Source organism: Skermanella rosea (assembly GCF_016806835.2).
Taxonomy (GTDB): Bacteria; Pseudomonadota; Alphaproteobacteria; order Azospirillales; family Azospirillaceae; genus Skermanella; species Skermanella rosea.
Map to the genome: position 1 here is coordinate 1,449,969 of NZ_CP086111.1, position 18,105 is coordinate 1,468,073.

General features: G+C 68.9%; 15 protein-coding genes, 2 tRNA genes and 1 riboswitch. Of the genes, 7 read left to right on the plus strand and 10 right to left on the minus strand.

Annotated elements, in window-relative coordinates:
• Positions 1-44: 44 nt before the first annotated feature.
• The 6 genes from rnr to JL101_RS06760 all read right to left on the minus strand — a co-directional run bounded on the left by rnr (position 45) and on the right by JL101_RS06760 (position 8,945).
• Entirely contained in the window at positions 45-2,297 is a 2,253-nt protein-coding gene (gene rnr / locus JL101_RS06735) for a ribonuclease R (protein ID WP_203098776.1), read from the minus strand.
• 47 nt (positions 2,298-2,344) lie between these two features.
• Positions 2,345-5,176 (minus strand): type I DNA topoisomerase, encoded by a 2,832-nt coding sequence (gene topA, locus JL101_RS06740; protein ID WP_203098774.1) that lies wholly within the window; start codon positions 5,174-5,176, stop codon positions 2,345-2,347.
• A gap of 43 nt (positions 5,177-5,219) precedes the next feature.
• The gene (gene dprA, locus JL101_RS06745; RefSeq protein WP_203098773.1) at positions 5,220-6,347 is read right to left on the minus strand and encodes a DNA-processing protein DprA; all 1,128 of its coding nucleotides are present in this window, start codon (positions 6,345-6,347) and stop codon (positions 5,220-5,222) included.
• A 79-nt stretch (positions 6,348-6,426) separates the two neighbouring features.
• Entirely contained in the window at positions 6,427-7,398 is a 972-nt protein-coding gene (locus JL101_RS06750) for an ABC transporter substrate-binding protein (protein WP_203098772.1), read from the minus strand.
• A 6-nt stretch (positions 7,399-7,404) separates the two neighbouring features.
• The gene (locus JL101_RS06755) at positions 7,405-8,160 is read right to left on the minus strand and encodes an ABC transporter permease (RefSeq protein ID WP_228435320.1); all 756 of its coding nucleotides are present in this window, start codon (positions 8,158-8,160) and stop codon (positions 7,405-7,407) included.
• Between the two features lie 17 nt (positions 8,161-8,177).
• On the minus strand, positions 8,178-8,945 hold the full coding sequence (locus JL101_RS06760) for an ABC transporter ATP-binding protein (RefSeq protein WP_203098770.1): 768 nt from the start codon (positions 8,943-8,945) through the stop codon (positions 8,178-8,180).
• Positions 8,938-9,046, minus strand: a riboswitch (TPP riboswitch). (Overlaps the previous gene by 8 nt.)
• A 100-nt stretch (positions 9,047-9,146) precedes the next feature.
• Between JL101_RS06760 and JL101_RS06765 the strand changes: the two genes are divergently transcribed.
• A complete protein-coding gene (locus JL101_RS06765) occupies positions 9,147-10,298 on the plus strand; it encodes an acetoin utilization protein AcuC (protein ID WP_203098769.1) in 1,152 nt (383 codons plus the stop codon).
• Between the two features lie 59 nt (positions 10,299-10,357).
• The gene (locus JL101_RS06770; protein ID WP_203098768.1) at positions 10,358-10,831 is read left to right on the plus strand and encodes a DUF192 domain-containing protein; all 474 of its coding nucleotides are present in this window, start codon (positions 10,358-10,360) and stop codon (positions 10,829-10,831) included.
• Positions 10,832-10,843: 12 nt separating this feature from the next.
• Here JL101_RS06770 and JL101_RS06775 read toward each other — a convergent pair whose 3' ends face one another.
• Positions 10,844-11,509, minus strand: coding sequence for an O-methyltransferase (locus JL101_RS06775; RefSeq protein WP_228435321.1), 666 nt, complete (start codon positions 11,507-11,509; stop codon positions 10,844-10,846).
• A gap of 186 nt (positions 11,510-11,695) precedes the next feature.
• Between JL101_RS06775 and JL101_RS06780 the strand changes: the two genes are divergently transcribed.
• The 3 genes from JL101_RS06780 to JL101_RS06790 all read left to right on the plus strand — a co-directional run bounded on the left by JL101_RS06780 (position 11,696) and on the right by JL101_RS06790 (position 12,199).
• A tRNA-Pro gene (locus tag JL101_RS06780) sits at positions 11,696-11,772 on the plus strand.
• A 28-nt stretch (positions 11,773-11,800) separates the two neighbouring features.
• The gene (locus tag JL101_RS06785) at positions 11,801-12,094 is read left to right on the plus strand and encodes an ETC complex I subunit (RefSeq protein WP_201072711.1); all 294 of its coding nucleotides are present in this window, start codon (positions 11,801-11,803) and stop codon (positions 12,092-12,094) included.
• Positions 12,095-12,122: 28 nt separating this feature from the next.
• Positions 12,123-12,199: transfer RNA gene (locus JL101_RS06790), tRNA-Arg, on the plus strand.
• 71 nt (positions 12,200-12,270) lie between these two features.
• On the opposite strand, the gene JL101_RS06795 is transcribed toward JL101_RS06790, so the two are convergent.
• Positions 12,271-12,444, minus strand: a complete 174-nt coding sequence (locus tag JL101_RS06795) for a hypothetical protein (RefSeq protein WP_203098766.1) — start codon at positions 12,442-12,444, stop codon at positions 12,271-12,273.
• A 286-nt stretch (positions 12,445-12,730) separates the two neighbouring features.
• On the opposite strand from JL101_RS06795, the gene JL101_RS06800 reads away from it, so the two are divergent.
• The gene (locus JL101_RS06800) at positions 12,731-12,934 is read left to right on the plus strand and encodes a hypothetical protein (RefSeq protein WP_203098764.1); all 204 of its coding nucleotides are present in this window, start codon (positions 12,731-12,733) and stop codon (positions 12,932-12,934) included.
• Between the two features lie 73 nt (positions 12,935-13,007).
• Here the strand turns inward: JL101_RS06800 and JL101_RS06805 are convergent, their stop codons facing one another.
• On the minus strand, positions 13,008-13,250 hold the full coding sequence (locus JL101_RS06805; RefSeq protein ID WP_203098762.1) for a hypothetical protein: 243 nt from the start codon (positions 13,248-13,250) through the stop codon (positions 13,008-13,010).
• A gap of 260 nt (positions 13,251-13,510) precedes the next feature.
• Here JL101_RS06805 and JL101_RS06810 point away from each other — a divergent pair, with 260 nt between their 5' ends.
• Entirely contained in the window at positions 13,511-17,071 is a 3,561-nt protein-coding gene (locus tag JL101_RS06810; RefSeq protein ID WP_228435322.1) for an esterase-like activity of phytase family protein, read from the plus strand.
• Here JL101_RS06810 and JL101_RS06815 read toward each other — a convergent pair.
• The gene (locus JL101_RS06815; RefSeq protein ID WP_228435323.1) at positions 16,998-17,939 is read right to left on the minus strand and encodes a DMT family transporter; all 942 of its coding nucleotides are present in this window, start codon (positions 17,937-17,939) and stop codon (positions 16,998-17,000) included. The genes JL101_RS06810 and JL101_RS06815 overlap by 74 nt on opposite strands.
• Positions 17,940-18,105 lie beyond the last annotated feature (166 nt).

Below are 18,105 nucleotides of genomic sequence, written 5' to 3' on the forward strand. Positions count from 1 at the left end.
AGTATTATCATGAATCGCGGTTTTTGCCAGTGGCGCGGGCGGCTTTACCGATCGCGCCGTTTGCCGCGGCCCCCGGGCCTGTCCTTCGGCCTGCCCGGGCCGGCCGGCTTGCCGGGGGATCCGCGCAGCCAGGGCAGGTCCGCGCCGTCGTCCTCCAGCAGGGCGAAGAGCGTGCTGCCGAGCACCGGGTCCGCCTCGACCAGCTTGACCTTGACCGGGGCGCCCAGCCGGTAGACCCGGCCCGACCGCCGGCCGACCAGCGCGTGGCTGCGCTCCTGGTGCTCGTACTGGTCGTCCGGCAGCGAGCTGACCGGCACCAGCCCGTCGGCGCCGGTCTCGTCAAGCTCGACAAACAGGCCGAACCGGGTCACCCCGGTGATCCGTCCGCTGAAGGTGGCGCCCACCCGGTCGGCCAGGAAGGCCGCCGTGAAGCGGTCCACCGCGTCGCGTTCGGCCAGCGCCGCGCGGCGTTCCGTGGAGGAGATGTGCTCCGCGATCTCGGTCATCCGGGCCGCCTCCGCGTCGTCCAGGCCGCCGGGACCGAGCCCGTAGGCCCGGATCAGCGCGCGATGGACCATCAGGTCGGCATAGCGCCGGATCGGCGAGGTGAAATGGGCATAGCGCCGCAGTGCCAGGCCGAAATGGCCGATATTCTCCGGGTCGTAGGACGCCTGGGCCTGCGAGCGCAGGATCACTTCGCTGATCACCGCCGCTTCCGGCCTGCCGCGAACCCGCTCCAGGATGCCGGTGAAGTCGGAGGGCTTCAGGGCGCCCTGGGCCAGCTTGTGGCCCATGCCGTGCAGGAACTCGCGCAACGACTCCAGCTTGTCCATGGAGGGCTGGTCGTGGACCCGGTAGAGGCAGGGAGCGCCCTTGGCCTCCAGCGCCTCGGCCGCCGCGACGTTGGCGCAGATCATGAATTCCTCAATCAGGCGGTGGCTGTCCAGGCGCTTCCTCGGCGTGATCGCGACCACGCCGCCCCGCTCGTCCAGCCTGACCTGCCGCTCCGGCAAGTCAAGCTCCAGCGTCCCGCGGCGTTCCCGCGCCGCGTTCAGCGTCCGGAAGGCGCCGTACAAGGGTTCGATCACCGGTCCCAGGAGAGGTCCGGCGTCATCGTCCGGGGCGCCGTCGCGCGCCGCCTGGACCTGCTCGTAGGTCAGCCGCGCCGCCGAGCGCATCAGCCCGCGGACGAAGCGGTGGCGCGTCAGTTCGCCGCGCGCGTCGATCCACAGATGGACCGCCAGGCAGGCGCGCTCCTCCCCCGGCCGAAGCGAGCAGAGATCGTTGGACAGCGCCTCCGGCAGCATCGGCACGACCCGGTCGGGGAAATAGGCCGAGTTGCCGCGCTGGAACGCCGCCCGGTCGAGCGGCCGGCCGGGGCGGACATAGAAGGCGACGTCGGCGATCGCGACCAGCGCGTGCCAGCCGCCTGGCACCTCCGGATCGGGCTCGGCCCAGACCGCATCGTCGAAGTCCCGCGCGTCGGCGCCGTCGATCGTCACCAGCGGGATGTCGCGCAGGTCGGTGCGCCCCTCCAGGGTCGGCGGCTCGGCGCGTCCGGCCTCTTCCAGCGCCGCCTCGCTGAACACGGTGGGGAGGTCCTGGGAATGGATCGCGATCAGGCTGATCGAGCGCGGGTTGGCCATGTCGCCCAGCCGCTCGACCACCTTGGCCTGCTTGAGGCCGAACCGGCTGGATGGCAGCACCTCCGCCACCACCAGTTCGCCGTTCTCCGCGTCGCCCGAATTGGCCGGGGTGACCAGGAACTCCGCGCGCTGGCGCTTGTCGGTCGGGCGCAGCCGGGCGCCGTCGGGCGTCATCTCATAGATGCCCAGCACCCGCGCGGTGCCGTGCTTCTCCAGCTTGCGGATGGTCCGCCCGGCATAGACCCGGTCCTTCTGCCGGCTCAGTTGGGCCAGCACCCGGTCACCGGGCAGCAGGGCAGGGTGCCCGCGTCGCTCCGGCTGCATGTAGATCTTCGGCGGCGGCTCGTCCGAGGTCCAGGCCACGGGACGGGCCAGGACCTCGCCGTCGGTGTCGATCTCCACCACCTCGAGCACGCCGACCGCCGGCAGCGCCGCCGGCGGGGCGAGCCGCCGGGCCCGGTCGCGCTCGACCGCGCCCTCGCTCTCCAGGTCCCTCAGCATTTCCTTGAGGGCGATCCGGTCGTCGCCCCGCAGCTTGAACTCCCGCGCGATCTCCCGCTTGCCGACGGGAACCGGGCTGTTCCGGATGAAGGCGAGGATTTCATCCCGTGACGGGAGGGCGGCGGGCTTCTTCGGGTTGTCTTCGGTCAAAGCGGGACTGTTTTCTCCATCAGGGGCTGTGATGGCCCGTAGGTCGGCTAATCTCCCGACGCGACGGCGCGGGCCTTCGGCTTCGCCGGGGCGGCTTTCGAGGCGGTGGCCGGCTTCTTGGCCGGTGCCTTCTTCGGTGCCGCCTTGGCCGCCGGCTTCTTCGCCGGGGCTGCCTCGGCGTCCTTCGTTTTTTCCTCGGGAGCCGCCTTGGCGGCCTTGCCCTTCGCCGCCGGGGCCTTGCCGCCGTCCTTGGCCGCCTTGGCGTCCAGCAGCTCGATCGCCTGCTGCAGGGTCAGCTCCTCGGCGTTGGGGACCATCGCCTTGGGCAGCGACGCCATCAGCTTGCCGTGCTTCACATAGGGACCGAACCGGCCGTTGTTGAGGCTCACCGGCTTGCCGTCGCGCGGATGGTCGCCGAGGGCGCGGCCGGGCACCTGGGCCGGCCCCTTCTTGGCTTCCGCCAGCAGCACGACCGCCCGGTTAAGCCCGATGGTCAGCACGTCGTCGTCCGGGGCCAAGGACTTGTAGGTCGAACCGAGCTTCAGGTAGGGCCCGAACCGGCCGATGCCGGCCGTGATCATGTCCTTGGTCTCCGGATGCGGCCCGACGTCGCGCGGCAGCGCCAGCAGCTTCAGCGCGGTCTCCAGGTCGATCTCGGTCGGCGACATGCCCTTGGGCAGGGAGACGCGCTTGGGCTTCTCCACCTCGGCCTTGGGCTTCGCCTTGGCCTTGCCCTTGGTCTTCTTGGCTCCGGCCTCGGGCTCCGGCTCGGGCGCCGCCACCTCGACCGGCGGAGCCGCCTCGCGGCGCGGCCCCAGCTGGACATAGGCGCCGTACGGCCCGCGCCGCACGCTGACCGGCAAGCCGGTCTCCGGGTCGTCGCCCAGCTCGCGCGGACCGTCGGCCAGGGCGTCGGCCTCCTCGTCGCCGGTCGCGACCGCCAGCGAGCGGGTGTAGCGGCAGTCCGGATAGTTGGAGCAGCCGATGAAGGCGCCATTCCGGCTCAGCTTCAGGCCGAGCCTGCCGGCGTGGCAGGACGGGCAGACGCGGGGGTCGGTGCCGTCCTTGGCCGTGTTGGGGAAGAAGTGCGGCCCCAGGTCCTTGTCCAACTCGTCGATCACCTGGGTGATCGTCAGGTCCTTGGTGCCCTCCACCGCGGCGGAGAAAGCCTTCCAGAAGTCCCGCAGCACCGTCTTCCAGTCGAGCCTTCCGCCGGACACGTCGTCCAGCTTGGTCTCCAGGTCGGCGGTGAAGTTGTACTCGACGTAGCGCTCGAAGAAGCTGGTCAGGAACGCGGTCACCAGCCGTCCGCGGTCCTGCGGGACGAAGCGCCGCTTGTCCAGCTCGACATAGTCGCGGTCCTGGAGCACCTGCATGATGCTGGCATAGGTCGACGGCCGGCCGATGCCCAGCTCCTCCAGCTTCTTCACCAGGCTCGCCTCGGTGTAGCGGGGCGGCGGCTGGGTGAAATGCTGCTCGGCATCGACGGCGCCGCGCTTCATCGCGTCGCCTTCCTTGACCGGCGGCAACCGCGCCTCGGCCTCGTCTTCGGCGGCGAGCTTCTCGTCCACCGAGTCGTCGCGCTCCTCCTGGTAGACCCGGAGGAAGCCGTCGAACAGCACGACCGAGCCGGTCGCCCGCAGCACCGCCTTGCCGTCCGACGACGCGATGTCCACCGCCACCTGGTCGAGCACGGCGCTTTCCATCTGCGAGGCGACGGTCCGCTTCCAGATCAGCTCGTAGAGACGCAGCTCGTCCCGCTCGAGCTGGTGGGCGACATCCTCCGGCCGGCGCAGCAGGTCGGTCGGCCGGATCGCCTCGTGCGCCTCCTGGGCGTTCTTGGCGGCCGACTTGTAGATCCTGGGGCTGTCCGGCACGTAGTCGCCGCCGTACTGGGAGCCGATCAGCTCGCGCACCTGTCCGATCGCGTCGTTGGAAAGCTGGACGCCGTCGGTACGCATGTAGGTGATCAGGCCGACCGCCTCGCCGCCGATATCGACGCCCTCGTAAAGCTTCTGGGCGACCCGCATGGTCCGGGTGGCGCCCATGCCCAGCTTGCGCGACGCCTCCTGCTGGAGGGTGGAGGTCGTGAAGGGCGGGTAGGGGTTCCGCTTGACCTGCTTGTGCTCGACCGAATGGACGGCGTAGCTCAGCGGCTTCAGCCGCTCGACCACCGCGTTCGCGACGCCGGCCTCGCCCAGCGCGAACTTGTCCAGCCGCTTGCCGTCCAGCTGGGTCAGCCGCGCCCTGACCTGGGCGCCCCCGGCGGTTTGGAAGACGACCTCGATCGACCAGTATTCCTGCGGCTTGAAGACCTCGATCTCGGCCTCGCGCTCGCAGATCAGCCGCAGCGCCACGGACTGGACGCGCCCGGCCGACCGCGATCCCGGCAGCTTCCGCCACAGGACCGGCGACAGGGTGAACCCCACCAGATAGTCCAGCGCGCGGCGCGCCAGATAGGCCTCGATCAGCTCGCGGTTCAGGTCGCGCGGACGCTTCATGGCGTCCAGGACGGCGCCCTTGGTGATCTCGTTGAAGGTGACCCGGCGGACGTCGACCTTGTCCAGCAGCTTCGCCTCGCGCAGCACCTCCTGGACATGCCAGGCGATCGCCTCCCCCTCGCGATCCGGGTCGGTCGCCAGGAAGACATGGTCCACGCCGCGGATGGCGCGCGAGATTTCGTCGACATGGCGCTTGGACCGGTCGCCCAGTTCCCAGGACATGGCGAAGTCTTCCTCCGGACGAACGGAGCCGTCCTTCGGCGGGAGATCCCGAATATGGCCGAAGCTGGCCAAAACGGTGAAGTCCGGACCAAGATACTTGTTGATCGTCTTCGCTTTGGCCGGGGATTCGACGATGACTAGATTGCTGCCAGACAAGCGAAATCCGCCTCTTGTTTGCGTTCGGTCACTTTTTCAGTTTTTATTGCTGAATCAGGACGACCTGATTTCCGGGCAGATGCTGAACCCGACCGGCAAGGTCAAGCTCAGTCAGCACGCTCCGTACTACCGACGCAGACAATTGGCACCCTCTGACCAGTTCGTCAACGGGGACCGGCGTATAACCCAGGCATTCCAGCAGCCGGTCGCGGATTTCCTCGAAGCTCGCATCATCCAGGTGCATGGGCTTCGCGACGGAGAACAGGTCCGGTTCCCGCTCCCGCATCTTCGGCGCCTCGACTCCCGCGAAGGCCTGGATGATGTCCTCGGCGCCCTCGGCGAAATTGGCGCCGCTGCGCAGCAGGTCGTTGGGCCCGCGCGAGCGCGGATCCAGCGGCGAGCCCGGCACGGCGAAGACCTCGCGGCCCTGTTCGCCCGCCGTCCGCGCGGTGATCAGCGACCCCGACTTGGGCGTCGCCTCGATGATGACCACGCCCAGCGACAGGCCGGAGATGATGCGGTTCCGCCGGGGGAAGTGCCGCGCCATGGGCTGGGTGCCCATGGGGCATTCGGCCACCACGGCGCCCTGCGCGGCGATCCGGGCATAGAGCGCCGCGTTCTCCTCCGGGTAGATCACGTCCACGCCGCCCGCCACGACAGCGACCGTGCCGCTATCCAGCGATCCCAGATGGGCGCTGGTGTCGATCCCGCGCGCCATGCCCGAAACCACGACGAACCCGGCCGCGCCCAGCTCGCGCGCCATCGTGTCGGCGAAGCGCTTGCCGTTGGTCGAGGCGTTGCGGGCGCCGACCATGCCGATGCAGCGGCGGCTCAGCAGATGGGCATGCCCCTTCACCGCGATCACCGGGGGCGCGTCCTCGATCATGGCCAGCGGCAGGGGGTAGTCGGGTTCGCAGGAGGCGATAAGCCGCACCTCCGCCTTGCGGGCCACCGCGATCTCCCGCTCGGCCTCCGCCTTGGGGCAGATGCGCAGCGGTGCCGTGCGGCCTCCCCGCCGGGCGAGGTCGGGCAGCGCCTTCAGGGCCAGCGTGGCGGTGTCGTAGCGTTCCAGCAGACGGGCGAAGGTGACCGGGCCGACATTCTCGGTCCGGATCAGCCGCAGCCAGTCGATCCGCTCGGCATCGGAGAGTGCGCGTCGCAGTTGAGTCATGCCGCACGATACCGCAGCCCGCGGCATGATCAACGCCCGCCGCACACGCAGGCATGCGGCATAATGGCAAAGCCGGCCCTCAGCGAAGCTCGACCGCGTAGTCGGCCAGCCTCGGCACCTCCCCGATCAGCTCCCGCTCCTTCAGGAACTTCGCGAACCGCTCGTAGCGCCTCGCGTCGAGCGCCCCGGGGCTGTGGGCGAAGCGGGGCAGGGTGTCGCGCCAGGCGCGCCGGTTCAGCTCGTCGTCCAGTTCGGGGTTGGCCTTGACGAACAGCTTCCACGACTCGTCCGGATGGTTGATCAGGTACAGCGTGCCGCGCTCGACCGCGTCCAGGAAGCGGGGAAGGCGGGGATCGGCGACCTTCTCGCGGTTGGCGACGATGACCAGCTCGTCATAGGGCGGGACACCGTGCTCCTCCGGATAGAAGGCGCGGCCGGCCTTGCCCTCGATGTCGAGCTGGTTCAATTCGAAGTTCCGGTAGGCCCCGACCACCGCGTCGACCTGTCCCGACAGCAGCGCCGGCGACAGGCTGAAATTGACGTTGACCAGTTCCACGTCGGACAGCTTCAGCCCGGCGTTCTCCAGCATCGCGCCGAGCAGCGCGTCCTCCAGCCCGCCGACGGAGTATCCGACCTTGCGCCCCTTCAGGTCCGCGATCGACTTGACCGGCCCGTCCGCCAGCACGACCACCGTGTTCAGCGGCGTCGCGATCAGGGTGCCGATCCGGGTCAGCGGCAGGCCCTCGGCCGCCTGCATCTGGAGCTGCGGCTGGTAGGATACCGCCAGGTCGGCCCGGCCGGCGGCGACCAGCTTGGGCGGGTCGTTCGGGTCGGCCGGGGCGACCATCTCGACCTCCAGCCCCGCGTCGCGGAAGTAACCCATCTCCCGAGCCACATACAGCGGCGCATGGTCGGGGTTGACGAACCAGTCCAGCAGGACCGTGAGCTTGTCCTGGGCCAGTGCCGGCGCCGAAGCGGCGAGGCCGGCCGCCAGGACCAGCCCCGCCAGTCCGGCCTTCAGGAATGATCGGCGCGATGCTTCGGTACGCATGGGTGTTCAGTCCCTCTCTTCGTCTGGATTCTTGTCCCGTTGCCACGGCAGGGCGCGGCGCAGCAGCGCGTCCACCGCGAAATAGAGCGCCACCGCGATGGCGGCCAAGGTCAGCAGGGCCGCGAACATCAAGTCCACCTGCATGCGCCCGTTGGCGTGCAGCATCAGGTATCCGAGCCCGGCCGAGGCCCCGACCCACTCGCCGACCACGGCGCCGATCGGCGCCACCGCCGTGGCGACCCGCAGGCCGGAGGCGAAGGCGGGCAATGCTGCCGGCAGGCGGATCCGGACCAGCGTGGTCCAGCGCGACCCGCCCATGGTCCGAGCCAGGTCCAGCCAGCCCGGCTCGGTCCGGCGCAGCCCGTCGAAGAAGGCCGAGGTGACCGGGAAATAGATGATCAGGGTCGCCATCGCGACCTTGGACGCCATGCCGTAGCCCAGCCACAGCACCAGCAGCGGCGCCAGCGCGAACACCGGGATCGCTTGGCTGAACACCAGCACCGGCATCAGCCAGCGGCGCGCCGGCCGGAAATAGCTGAGCGTCAGCGCCGTGGCGGCGCCCAGCACGACGCCGAGCGCCAGCCCGCCCAGGATCTCGCCCATCGTGAACAGGGCGTGGTAGCCGATCAGGCCGGCCCGCTCCCACAGCGCCACCGCCACCCGCGCCGGATCGGGCAGGATGAATCGCGGCACGCCGGTCGCCCAGACAAGCGCCTGCCACGCGGCGATCAGGACCGCCGCGGTCACCAGGGGGCGCACCATGGGCCGTACCGCCCGCATCATGATGACAGCCGCCGCAGCAGCTCGGCCTGCCGCGCCAGAAGCGCCGGATCGTCGGCCGGCCGCGGCGGCGAACCCTCGGGCGAGATCGCCGGCCCGATTTCCGCCGGCTGTCCCGCCATCACATGGATCCGATGTCCGATGCGAAGCGCCTCCAGCGGGTCGTGGGTGACCAGAAGCACCGTCTTCCCCGCCAGCAGCCCGGCCGCCAGTTCCTGGAGCCTGAGCCGGGTGATCGCGTCCAGGGCCGAGAAGGGCTCGTCCATCAGCACGACGGGACGGTCCTCCATCAGGGTGCGGGCCAGGGCCACCCGCTGGCGCATGCCGCCCGACAGCTCCGCCGGCCGGGCTTGCAGCCGGTCGCCCAGCCCGACCGCGTCGAGCAGCCCGCGCGCCCGGTCCGCCAGGGCGGCGCCCACCGCCTCGCCGCGCAGCCTCGGCCCCAGCAGCACGTTGTCCAGCGCGCCCAGCCAGGGCAGCAGCAGGTCCTGCTGAGCCATGTAGGCGACCCGGCCGTCCAGCGGCTTTCCGTCCTCCGCCGCCAGGACCGTGGGCGGCTCCGGATCGGCCAGCCCGGCGATCAGCCGAAGCAGCGTGGTCTTGCCGACGCCGCTCGGCCCGAGCAGGCAGGTGCAGCGGCCGCCTTCGAGCTCGAAATCCAGGCCGTCGAACAGCCGCGCGCCGCCATAGGTCAGGCGGGCCCGCTCAATTCTCACGCCGATGCTGGGAGGATGGGCCGACACGGTCGGCCGCACGAGGTCGTGCATGGGTCACTGATCCCTACGCCGGTATCAACCGGATCAGGTTCCAGGGGTCGTCCCGCGGCTTGGGACCTCTCAGCCGACCATCGGCTCCCCCCAGTGAGGTTGGGACAGACTATTGCAAGTCCGTGACGCCCTGGCAAGGCGCTGGAATACCGAATACGCACATAGTTGACGAAGCGCGGGGGGCGGCCTAGGTCAGCTTCCATGTTGAACCAGCCCCAGCCCGCCCAGTCCCAGCCCGCCCAGTCCGAGCCCATCGGCCCGCTCTTCATCGGAAGCGAGATCTACCGGGCCTCCACCTATGGCAAGAAGCACCCGCTCGCGATCCCGCGGGTCTCCACCGCGATCGACCTTTCCCGCGCCATGGGATGGCTGGACCACCGGGACTATCTGGACAGCCCCAGGGCGACCCCCGACCAGCTCGCCCGTTTTCACGACCGGACATATATAGAGACGGTCCGCCGGGCCGAGGCGGAGCAGCGGCTCGATCCGGAGGCGCGCGACCGCTACAATATCGGCCGGCTGGAGAACCCGATCTTCGCCGAGGTCTTCCGCCGTCCCGCCACGGCGTCGGGCGGCTCGATCCTGGCCGGCCGGCTGCTGGCCGAGCACGAAGGGGTGATCTACAACCCCGCGGGCGGGACCCACCACGGCCTGCGCGACCGGGCCAGCGGCTTCTGCTACTTCAACGACCCGGTGCTCGCGATCCTGACCATGCTCGACGGCGGCCTGCGCCGCGTCTATTACGCGGACCTGGACGCCCATCACGGCGACGGGGTGGAATATGCCTTCGCCGACGACGACCGGGTGCTGACCGTGTCGGTCCACGAGGGCACCCGCTGGCCCTTCACCGGCAAGGTCGGCGACCGGGCCGGCGGCATGGCCCGCAACCTGCCGGTCCCGGTGGAGTTCAACGACTCCGAACTGGACTACATCCTGGAGAACGCCCTGATGCCGCTGGGCCGGTGCTTCGCCCCCGACGCCGTGGTGATCCAGTGCGGCGCCGACGCCCTGGCCGACGACCCGCTGAGCCGGCTGGAACTGTCCAACCGCGCCCTGTGGAACGCCGTCCGCTCGCTTGCGACCCTCGCTCCCCGGGTCCTGGTCCTGGGCGGCGGCGGCTACAATCCGTGGTCGGTCGGCCGCTGCTGGACCGGGGTCTGGGCCACCCTCAACGGCATCGACCCGGACGTTCCGGTGACTCAGGACGCCGAGGAGGTGCTGCGCGCCCTGACCTGGAGCCGCCGCCAGGGCCAGAACCCGCCGGAACACTGGTTCACCACCATCGCCGACGCCCCGAGGCCCGGCCCGGTGCGCGACGAGATCCGGCAGGTCGTGGACGCGGTCATGTCCTGACGGTACAGGATTCGCCCAAATGCTTTACATATAGTGCGGGCTCCTGTAGCGACTGGACCATGGCTGCCGCGATCATCCGAACCTTCACCCTCGTCCTGCTGCTGGTTGCGGCCGGTCAGGGCTCCCTGTCCGCCGCGGAGACGTTCCGCACCGACCGACTGGTGATCGAGACCGCCTCGGGCGGCAAATTCCCCTTCGCGATCGAAATCGCCGAGACTCCGCGCCAGATGGCGCAGGGGCTGATGTTCCGCGAGACCATGGCGCCCGACGCCGGCATGCTGTTCATCCTGCCGCAGCTTCAGACCATGTCCATGTGGATGAAGAACACCTTCATCCCGCTGGACATGGTGTTCATCGGCCCCGACGGCCGGATCGTGAACATCCACGAGAACGCGGTGCCCCAGTCGCTGGACACCATCAGTTCCGCGGGCCAGGTCAAGGGCGTGCTGGAGATCAACGGCGGCATGGCCGCCCGGCTGGGCATCCGCGCCGGCGACCGGGTGGTCCACCCGGCCTTCCAGCAGCAGGGCTGACCGGGCTGACCCTCAGGGGCGCTTGCGCGCCAGGGTAAGCCCGTCGCCCAGCGGCAGCAGCACCTGGGTCACCCGCTCGTCGGCATGGACGAAGGCGTTGAACGCCCGGAACGTCTCGGTCTTGGGCTTGGTCGCTTGCGGATCGGCGACCGTGCCGCGCCACAGCGTGTTGTCGATCGCGATCACGCCGCCCGGCCGGACGAGGGTCAGCGCCTGCTCGTAATAGGTCGGGTAAAGCTCCTTGTCCGCGTCGATCAGCGCGAAGTCGAAGCTGCCCGCCGCTCCCTCGCCGATCAGGGCCGCAAGCGTCTCCGTCGCCGGGGCCAGCCGCAGGTCGATCTTGTCGGCGACTCCGGCCTCCGCCCAGTAGCGCCGCGCCACGTCGGTCCATTCCACGCTGACGTCGCAGGCCACCACCCGGCCTTCGGGCGGCAGCGCCAGGGCCGCCACCGTGGCGCTGTAGCCGGTGAACACGCCGATATCGAGCGTCCGCCGCGCCCTGAGCAGTTCCAGCACCAGGGTCAGCATCTGCCCTTCCTCCGGCGCTATCTGGTAATAGCCCTGGGTCAGGCTGGCCGTCTCGGCGCGCAGCCGGGTCAGCACCGGCGGCTCCCGCAGCGAATTGTCCAGGATGTACTGGTGGATCGCCGGCGGCAGGAACATGGATTGCTGGGTCACTCGGGATCCTCGTCTCGGGTCGATATCTTGGGACGACACATGGTGTTGATGAAGGGTCGGCCGCCGACCGCCGAATGCCACGGTGCCCTGCATAAGTCCATATGGCAAAGCTTCGGAACTTTCTTCGAGGGCCGCCGGGGGCAGTGGGTTGCTGAGTTTGCCCCGATGATGTATGTCACGCTCTGGCGGAGCGTAGCGCAGTCTGGTAGCGCATCTGCTTTGGGAGCAGAGGGTCCCGAGTTCGAATCTCGGCGCTCCGACCATATGCGAGAAGTCGTGGAGAAGCGAACCATGCAGGTGCGTATCTATCAGCCCAGCAAGTCGACCATGCAGTCCGGTCGCGGCAAGATGGGTGACTGGGTCCTGGAATACGAGATCGCGACCCCGCGGCGCGCCGAGCCCCTGATGGGCTGGATCTCGTCCGGCGACACCCTCAACCAGGTTCGCCTGAAGTTCCCGACCAAGGACGACGCCGTCGCGTTCGCCGAGCGCAAGGGCTGGGAATACATGGTCCAGGACGCCCACCAGCGCCGCGTCCGCCCGCGCAACTACGCCGACAATTTCCGCCCCGACCGCGTCCGCTGAGGACGCGCGGGGTCCCTGCCTCCTTCAAGCGCCCTTAGCTCAGCTGGATAGAGCACCCGCCTTCTAAGCGGACGGTCGCTGGTTCGAATCCAGCAGGGCGCGCCAACTTTTCAAGAGCTTGGCAGCGAATACTGCTGCGACCTCACCGCAGAACAAGCTCATAGCAACTAACAATGTCAAAATCGCACCTGTTCGGCTTCCGTTGCGTGGCGATCATGCGTTCCGTCCTCCATCCTACGAGCAGCCAACGTCAAGCCAACTACGGTGCCCATCAGGATCTTCGCCATCACCTTGTTCGTATCGGCAGCCGTCGATCCGCCCGAGGCAGCTGATCCGATGCGTTGCGCCATGGGCACAACCTACGACCGTCGGCTCGCAACACCTCCGCCCTGCATCGAGCCGTAGGTTGCGCCCATGGCGCAACACAGTGCGGCGAGGGGAACGGCAGGCTGCGAGGACCGGAGCGGTTCAACCCGCAGGCAAGCAGATCCTGGTGGCCACGCACAGCACCGAACGTGACAAGCTGTCATACATCCCGGTCCATCAAGTGATATATCGTCCCGCCTGAAAGCGGCCCATTGTATGCGACGTTGAATTCATTGTCTGGAAATGTAAATTTTCACCGAGGAAGCCCCGATGACGACGATGCAGAGCGAAGTCTACGAGGCCTTCCGGTCCATCGACGTACCGGAGGACAAGGCGGTGAAGGCAGCTGCGGCACTCAGTAAGCGGGACGACGACGTAGGTACCCTGAAGTCGGACATGAACCTGCTGAAATGGATGATGGGCTTCGTCCTCGCCTTTCAAATCGGAATCTTCGTGAAGCTGTTCATTCATTGACAGGGTTCGTCACCTCGTGGCCTGGACGGGCCCAGGGCCGGGAAGCGCTTTCAGGCAACCCCCGGCCACCACCTCAGCCCTCCGGAACCAGCAGCGCGAACGGGAACATGCCCAGCAGCTTGCCGGCTGGGAAGGCGGCGCCGTCTTCCCTCGGCTCCGCCTCGATCACGGCTTCGGTCAGCAGCAGGTTGCGCCAGCGGCCGGCACCGACCGAGGTCGGCAGCACCACCGCCGTATCGCCCCGGTCGGGATTGTCCTCCAACTGCACGACCAGCCGGGGCACCGCGACGAGCCAGCCGGTCGGGTGAACGGTCACCGGAGGCCGTGCCGGCCAGTCGTCGGGCCTGGATCTCTTCCATCCCTCCAGGTCGAACGTCTTTAGCCGTATTAAGTAATGCTATCAGATATTCAAATACAAATTCGGTGTGTTTCTTAGTTAGTTAAATATTAACTTCACCTTCACGCAAGTGTCATCCGGGGTGTCCAGGATCCCGACGCCGGCCAACCGCTTCAACGACAACGAATTTACTGGCGGCCGGCGTCATGGGAAGCAGGGCCAGGAGAAGGGAACCCGTCATGCAATCATCCGACATTCCGGAAGGCCGACCGCTGGACGGTGGGCTGCCGCTCGTCATCGGGCATCGCGGCGCCAGCGGCTCCCGCCCCGAGCACACGCTCGAAGCCTACAGCCTCGCGATCGAGCAGGGCGCCGACATCATCGAACCCGATCTGGTCACCACCCGCGACGGCGTCCTGATCGCCCGGCATGAAAACCTGCTGGCGCAGGTCGCGCTGGACGAGGACGGCGACATCGTGTTCGGCGAGGACGGCCGGCCGGTGGTGACCCAAGCGACCACCAACGTCGCCGAATTCGACGGCGACGGGGACGGCGCGCCCGACTTTCTCGACCGGCTCAGCGTCAAGGTGCTCGACGGCGATCCGGTCGCCGGCTGGTTCAGCGAGGATTTCACGCTGGCCGAGATCAAGCAGCTGAACGCCCGCGAGCGCATCCCCGACATCCGGCCGGAGAACGCCGCCTTCGATGATCAACTCAAGATTCCGACCTTCGAGGAGGTGATCCAGCTCGTCCGGCAAGTCGAGGCGGAAACGGGCCGGAAGATCGGCATCATCCCGGAAACCAAGCACCCGACCTATTTCGAGTTCGAGGGCACCCACCAGGACGAGGACGCCGACGGCGACGGCACGCTGGACGACGGCGAGGACGCCAACGGTAACGGGCAGCTCGACGTGGTGGACGGCGGCTCGCCGATCGGCGTGGACACCGGCCGCGTGCTGGTCGAGACCGTGACCGAGCAGGGCTTCGCCGATCCCGGCCGCGTCACCATCCAGAGCTTCGAAGTCGCCAACCTGCTGGAACTCCAGGACGAGATCATGCCGGCCGCCGGCATCGACCTGCCGCTGGTCCAGCTCCTGGGCGACGTCGAGGGCGCCTTCTTCAACGAGGCGGGCGGCGGATTCTCCATCCCCTACGACATCGCGTTCAACGCCAACCCGGACAATGCCGGCCTCGGCGCGGACCTTTCGGTCTATGACGGACTGCCCTTCGAGGTCACGGGGGAGACCGACTATGCCGACCTTGTCACGTCGGAGGCGCTGAAGCAGATCGCCGACTCCTATGCCGAGGGGATCGGCCCCTGGACCGACAGCTTCATCATCCGCGAACCGCTGGAAACCCCGGTGGATGCCGACGGCGACGGCCGGGCGCAGGTCACCTCGCGCCTGACCGGCGAGATCCGGCCGCTGGTCGCCGACGCCCATGAGGCCGGCCTGAAGGTCACCCCCTACACCCTGCGGGCGGAGGAGCCCTTCCTGGCGCTGGAGGAGGACGGCACCGCCCAGACCCTGCCGGAGCAGGTCGCGCTGCTGACCCGGCTGGGCGTGGACGGCATCTTCACCGACCAGCCCGGCGCCGCTGCCGACGTGATCGAGGACCTGACCGGCGTCGGCGACCGGATCCGCGTCGCCACCTATAACGCCTCGCTGAACCGGGCGGAGGAGGGCGAGCTGATCACCGACCTCTCCACCGGCGCCGACGGGCAGGCCCGGAAGGTCGCCGAGATCATCCAGCGCACCGACCCCGACATCGTGCTGGTCAACGAGTTCGACTATGACGCCGAGGGCAAGGCCGCCGACCTGTTCCGCGACAACTACCTGAAGGTCGGGCAGAACGGGCAGGACCCTGTCGATTACCCGTACCAGTACGTGGCGGCGAGCAACACCGGCGTTCCCTCCGGCTTCGACCTCGACAATGACGGCTCGGTCGGCGGCCCGAACGACGCTTACGGCTTCGGCGCCTTCCCCGGCCAGTTCGCCTTCGTGATCTATTCCAAGCACCCGATCGTCGAGGACCAGGTCCGCACCTTCCAGGAGTTCCTGTGGAAGGACATGCCCGACGCCCGCATCCCGGAAGGTTTCTACAGCGACGAGGAACTGGACGTCCTCCGCCTGTCGTCCAAGAACCACGTGGACGTGCCGGTAGAGATCGACGGCGAGATCGTCCATGTCCTGGCGGCCCACCCGACGCCTCCGGTGTTCGATGGGCCGGAGGACCGCAACGGGCTGCGAAACTATGACGAGATCCGCTTCTGGGACGACTATGTGACGCCCGACGGCGGCGGCTACATCCAGGACGATGCCGGCAAGACGGGCAGCCTGGGCGCCGGCGAGCGCTTCGTGATCGTCGGCGATTACAACACGGACCCGTTCGACGGCGACAGCGTGCCGGGTGCCGCCCAGCAGATCGTCGGCAATCCCTGGGTGGATCCCACCGTCGCCCCCGACAGCGAAGGCGCCGTGGTGGACAGCTTCGCCGATGGCGGCGTCAACCTGGACCATCTGGGTCATCCCGCCCTGGACACCGCCGACTTCTCCGAACCGCCAGGCAACCTGCGGGTGGATTACGTCCTGCCGTCCGTCAACGGCCTCGACGTGAAGGATGCCGGCGTCTTCTGGCCCGCGCCGGGCCGGCCGGGCGCCGACCTGATCGACGCGTCGGACCACCGGCTGGTCTGGGCGGATCTGCGGATCACCGAGCAGCCTGCCGTGGACGTCAAGGGGGTCGAGTTCCAGGGTGCCGCGTTCCTCGCCACCGGCACCGAGTTCGAGGGGACCGAGATCGGCGGCCTGTCCGCCCTGACCTGGGACGCGGAACGCGGCGTCTTCCACGCGCTGTCCGACAGCCGCGGCGGCGACACCGGCGCGCCGCGCTTCTATACGCTGGAGCTGGACCTGGCCGACGGCCGCTTCGCCAATGACGACCTCACCGTCACCGGCGTGACCTTCCTGTCGGACGCCGACGGCGAGCCCTTCGCCGAAGCCGCGGTCGATCCGGAAGGGCTGGCCTATGCCGGCTCGGGCAAGCTCTATATCTCTTCCGAAGGCGACGCGAGCGCCGTGATCCCGCCCTTCGTCAACGAGTTCTCCTTGGAAGGCCGGCAGACCGGGGCCTTCGACATCCCGGAGAAATTCCTGCCGGCCGGGGACGGCGGGTCCGGCATCCGGAACAACCTCGCCTTCGAGAGCCTGACGCTGACGCCGGACGAGCGGACGCTCTATTCCGCCACCGAGAACGCGCTGGCGCAGGACGGCCCGGCCGCCGGCCCGGACCAGGGCAGCCCGTCGCGCATCCTTGCCTTCGACACCGCCGACGGGACCGTCAAGGCGGAATACCTGTACGAGACCGACGCCGTCGCCGAGCCGCCGGTGCCCGGGGACGCCTTCGCCACCAACGGCCTTGTCGATCTGCTCGCCCTCGACAATACGGGGACGCTGCTGGCGCTGGAACGGTCGTTCAGCACGGGCGTGGGCAACACGATCAAGCTCTACGAGGCGCGGATCGGCGGTGCCGACGACATCTCCGGGATCGAGGCCCTCGACGGCCTGGACAAGGCGCCGAAGGCGGTGGAGAAGGAGCTGGTGTTCGACTTCGCCGGGATCGGCCTGCCGCTCGACAATGTGGAGGGGATGGCGCTGGGTCCGGTGCTGCCCGACGGGCGGCAGAGCCTGACCTTCGTCAGCGACAACAACTTCAGCGACACCCAGTTCACCCAGTTCCTGGTCTTCGCGCTGGACCAGGAGGGTGGCCTGGGCCTGATCGGCACTCCGCCGGCGGAGTAGCGGCCGGGGCCCGGCGCCCGGGGACGATGCCGTCGGCGAAGGCGACCACCGCCGCCGACGCGACGATCACCAGGGCGCCGGCCAGCCCGAGGGGCGACGGCAGCATGCCGAATATGGCCGCGTCGAAGAGGAGCGCCCAGATCATGGACGTGTACTCGAATGGCGCCAGCGTCGAGGCCGGGGCCCGGGCCAGCGCCTCGGTCATGGCGATGTGCGCCAGCCCGCCGGCGATCCCGGCCCCGATCAGACAGGCCAGCGCGGCGCCCGTGGGCGAGGCCCAGCCGAGGGGGAAGGTGGCGAGGCCCGCCAGGGCGCACACCACGGCGAAGTAGAAGGCGATGGTGCCCGCCGGCTCCGTTCCGGTCAGCACCTTGATCTGGACCTTCGCGGACGCCGTCGTGACCGCCATCGCCAGGCCGGCGGCGACGCCGATCAGCGTGCCTGAGTCGAGCGACGGCCCCTCGAACGCCGGCGCCAGCATCAGGGCGACGCCGAGGAATCCTGCGAGCGCCGCCCCGACCACGACCGCGCCGGGCCGTTCCTTCAAGGCGACCATGGCGGTCGGCACCAGCAGCAGCGGCGCCAGGAACGCCAGGGCGGAGGCCAGCGCCAGCGGCAGGTGGGCCAGCGACACGAAGGAGAAGAACATGGCGGTGCAGCCGAACAGGCTGCGCTTCAGGTGGCCGCCCGGCCGGCTGGTCCTCAGCCCGTGGGGGAACTGCCGGCGCCAGAGGAGATAGGCCACGATCGGCACCAGGGCGAAGGCGCTGCGATAGAAGACGATCTGCCCGACCGGCGCCTCGAAGGACGCCAGCCGGACGAACAGCGACATGAGCGTGAAAAGCCCCGCCGCCGCCAGCCGCAGCATGATGCCGCCGGCATCCGAAAGCGATCCGGGCCGGGCCGGCGTTCCAGGCTCACATCGCGCCATGGGACACCCGGCGCAGCATTTCCCCGTGCGGCAGCAGGTCGCTCCCGCTCGCGTGCGAAGAACCGATCGGCGCCCCTTCCGCCGCCAGGAGGGGGGTCGGGGC

Bases quoted from the DNA above. Each gene is read 5' to 3' on its own strand.
- dprA (WP_203098773.1), bottom strand. From the start codon at position 6,347: ATGACTCAACTGCGACGCGCACTCTCCGATGCCGAGCGGATCGACTGG.
- JL101_RS06750 (WP_203098772.1), bottom strand. From the start codon at position 7,398: ATGCGTACCGAAGCATCGCGCCGATCATTCCTGAAGGCCGGACTGGCG.
- JL101_RS06755 (WP_228435320.1), bottom strand. From the start codon at position 8,160: ATGGTGCGCCCCCTGGTGACCGCGGCGGTCCTGATCGCCGCGTGGCAG.
- JL101_RS06760 (WP_203098770.1), bottom strand. From the start codon at position 8,945: ATGCACGACCTCGTGCGGCCGACCGTGTCGGCCCATCCTCCCAGCATC.
- JL101_RS06765 (WP_203098769.1), top strand. From the start codon at position 9,147: ATGTTGAACCAGCCCCAGCCCGCCCAGTCCCAGCCCGCCCAGTCCGAG.
- JL101_RS06770 (WP_203098768.1), top strand. From the start codon at position 10,358: ATGGCTGCCGCGATCATCCGAACCTTCACCCTCGTCCTGCTGCTGGTT.
- JL101_RS06785 (WP_201072711.1), top strand. From the start codon at position 11,801: ATGCAGGTGCGTATCTATCAGCCCAGCAAGTCGACCATGCAGTCCGGT.
- JL101_RS06795 (WP_203098766.1), bottom strand. From the start codon at position 12,444: ATGGCGCAACGCATCGGATCAGCTGCCTCGGGCGGATCGACGGCTGCC.
- JL101_RS06800 (WP_203098764.1), top strand. From the start codon at position 12,731: ATGACGACGATGCAGAGCGAAGTCTACGAGGCCTTCCGGTCCATCGAC.
- JL101_RS06810 (WP_228435322.1), top strand. From the start codon at position 13,511: ATGCAATCATCCGACATTCCGGAAGGCCGACCGCTGGACGGTGGGCTG.
- JL101_RS06815 (WP_228435323.1), bottom strand. From the start codon at position 17,939: ATGCTGCGGCTGGCGGCGGCGGGGCTTTTCACGCTCATGTCGCTGTTC.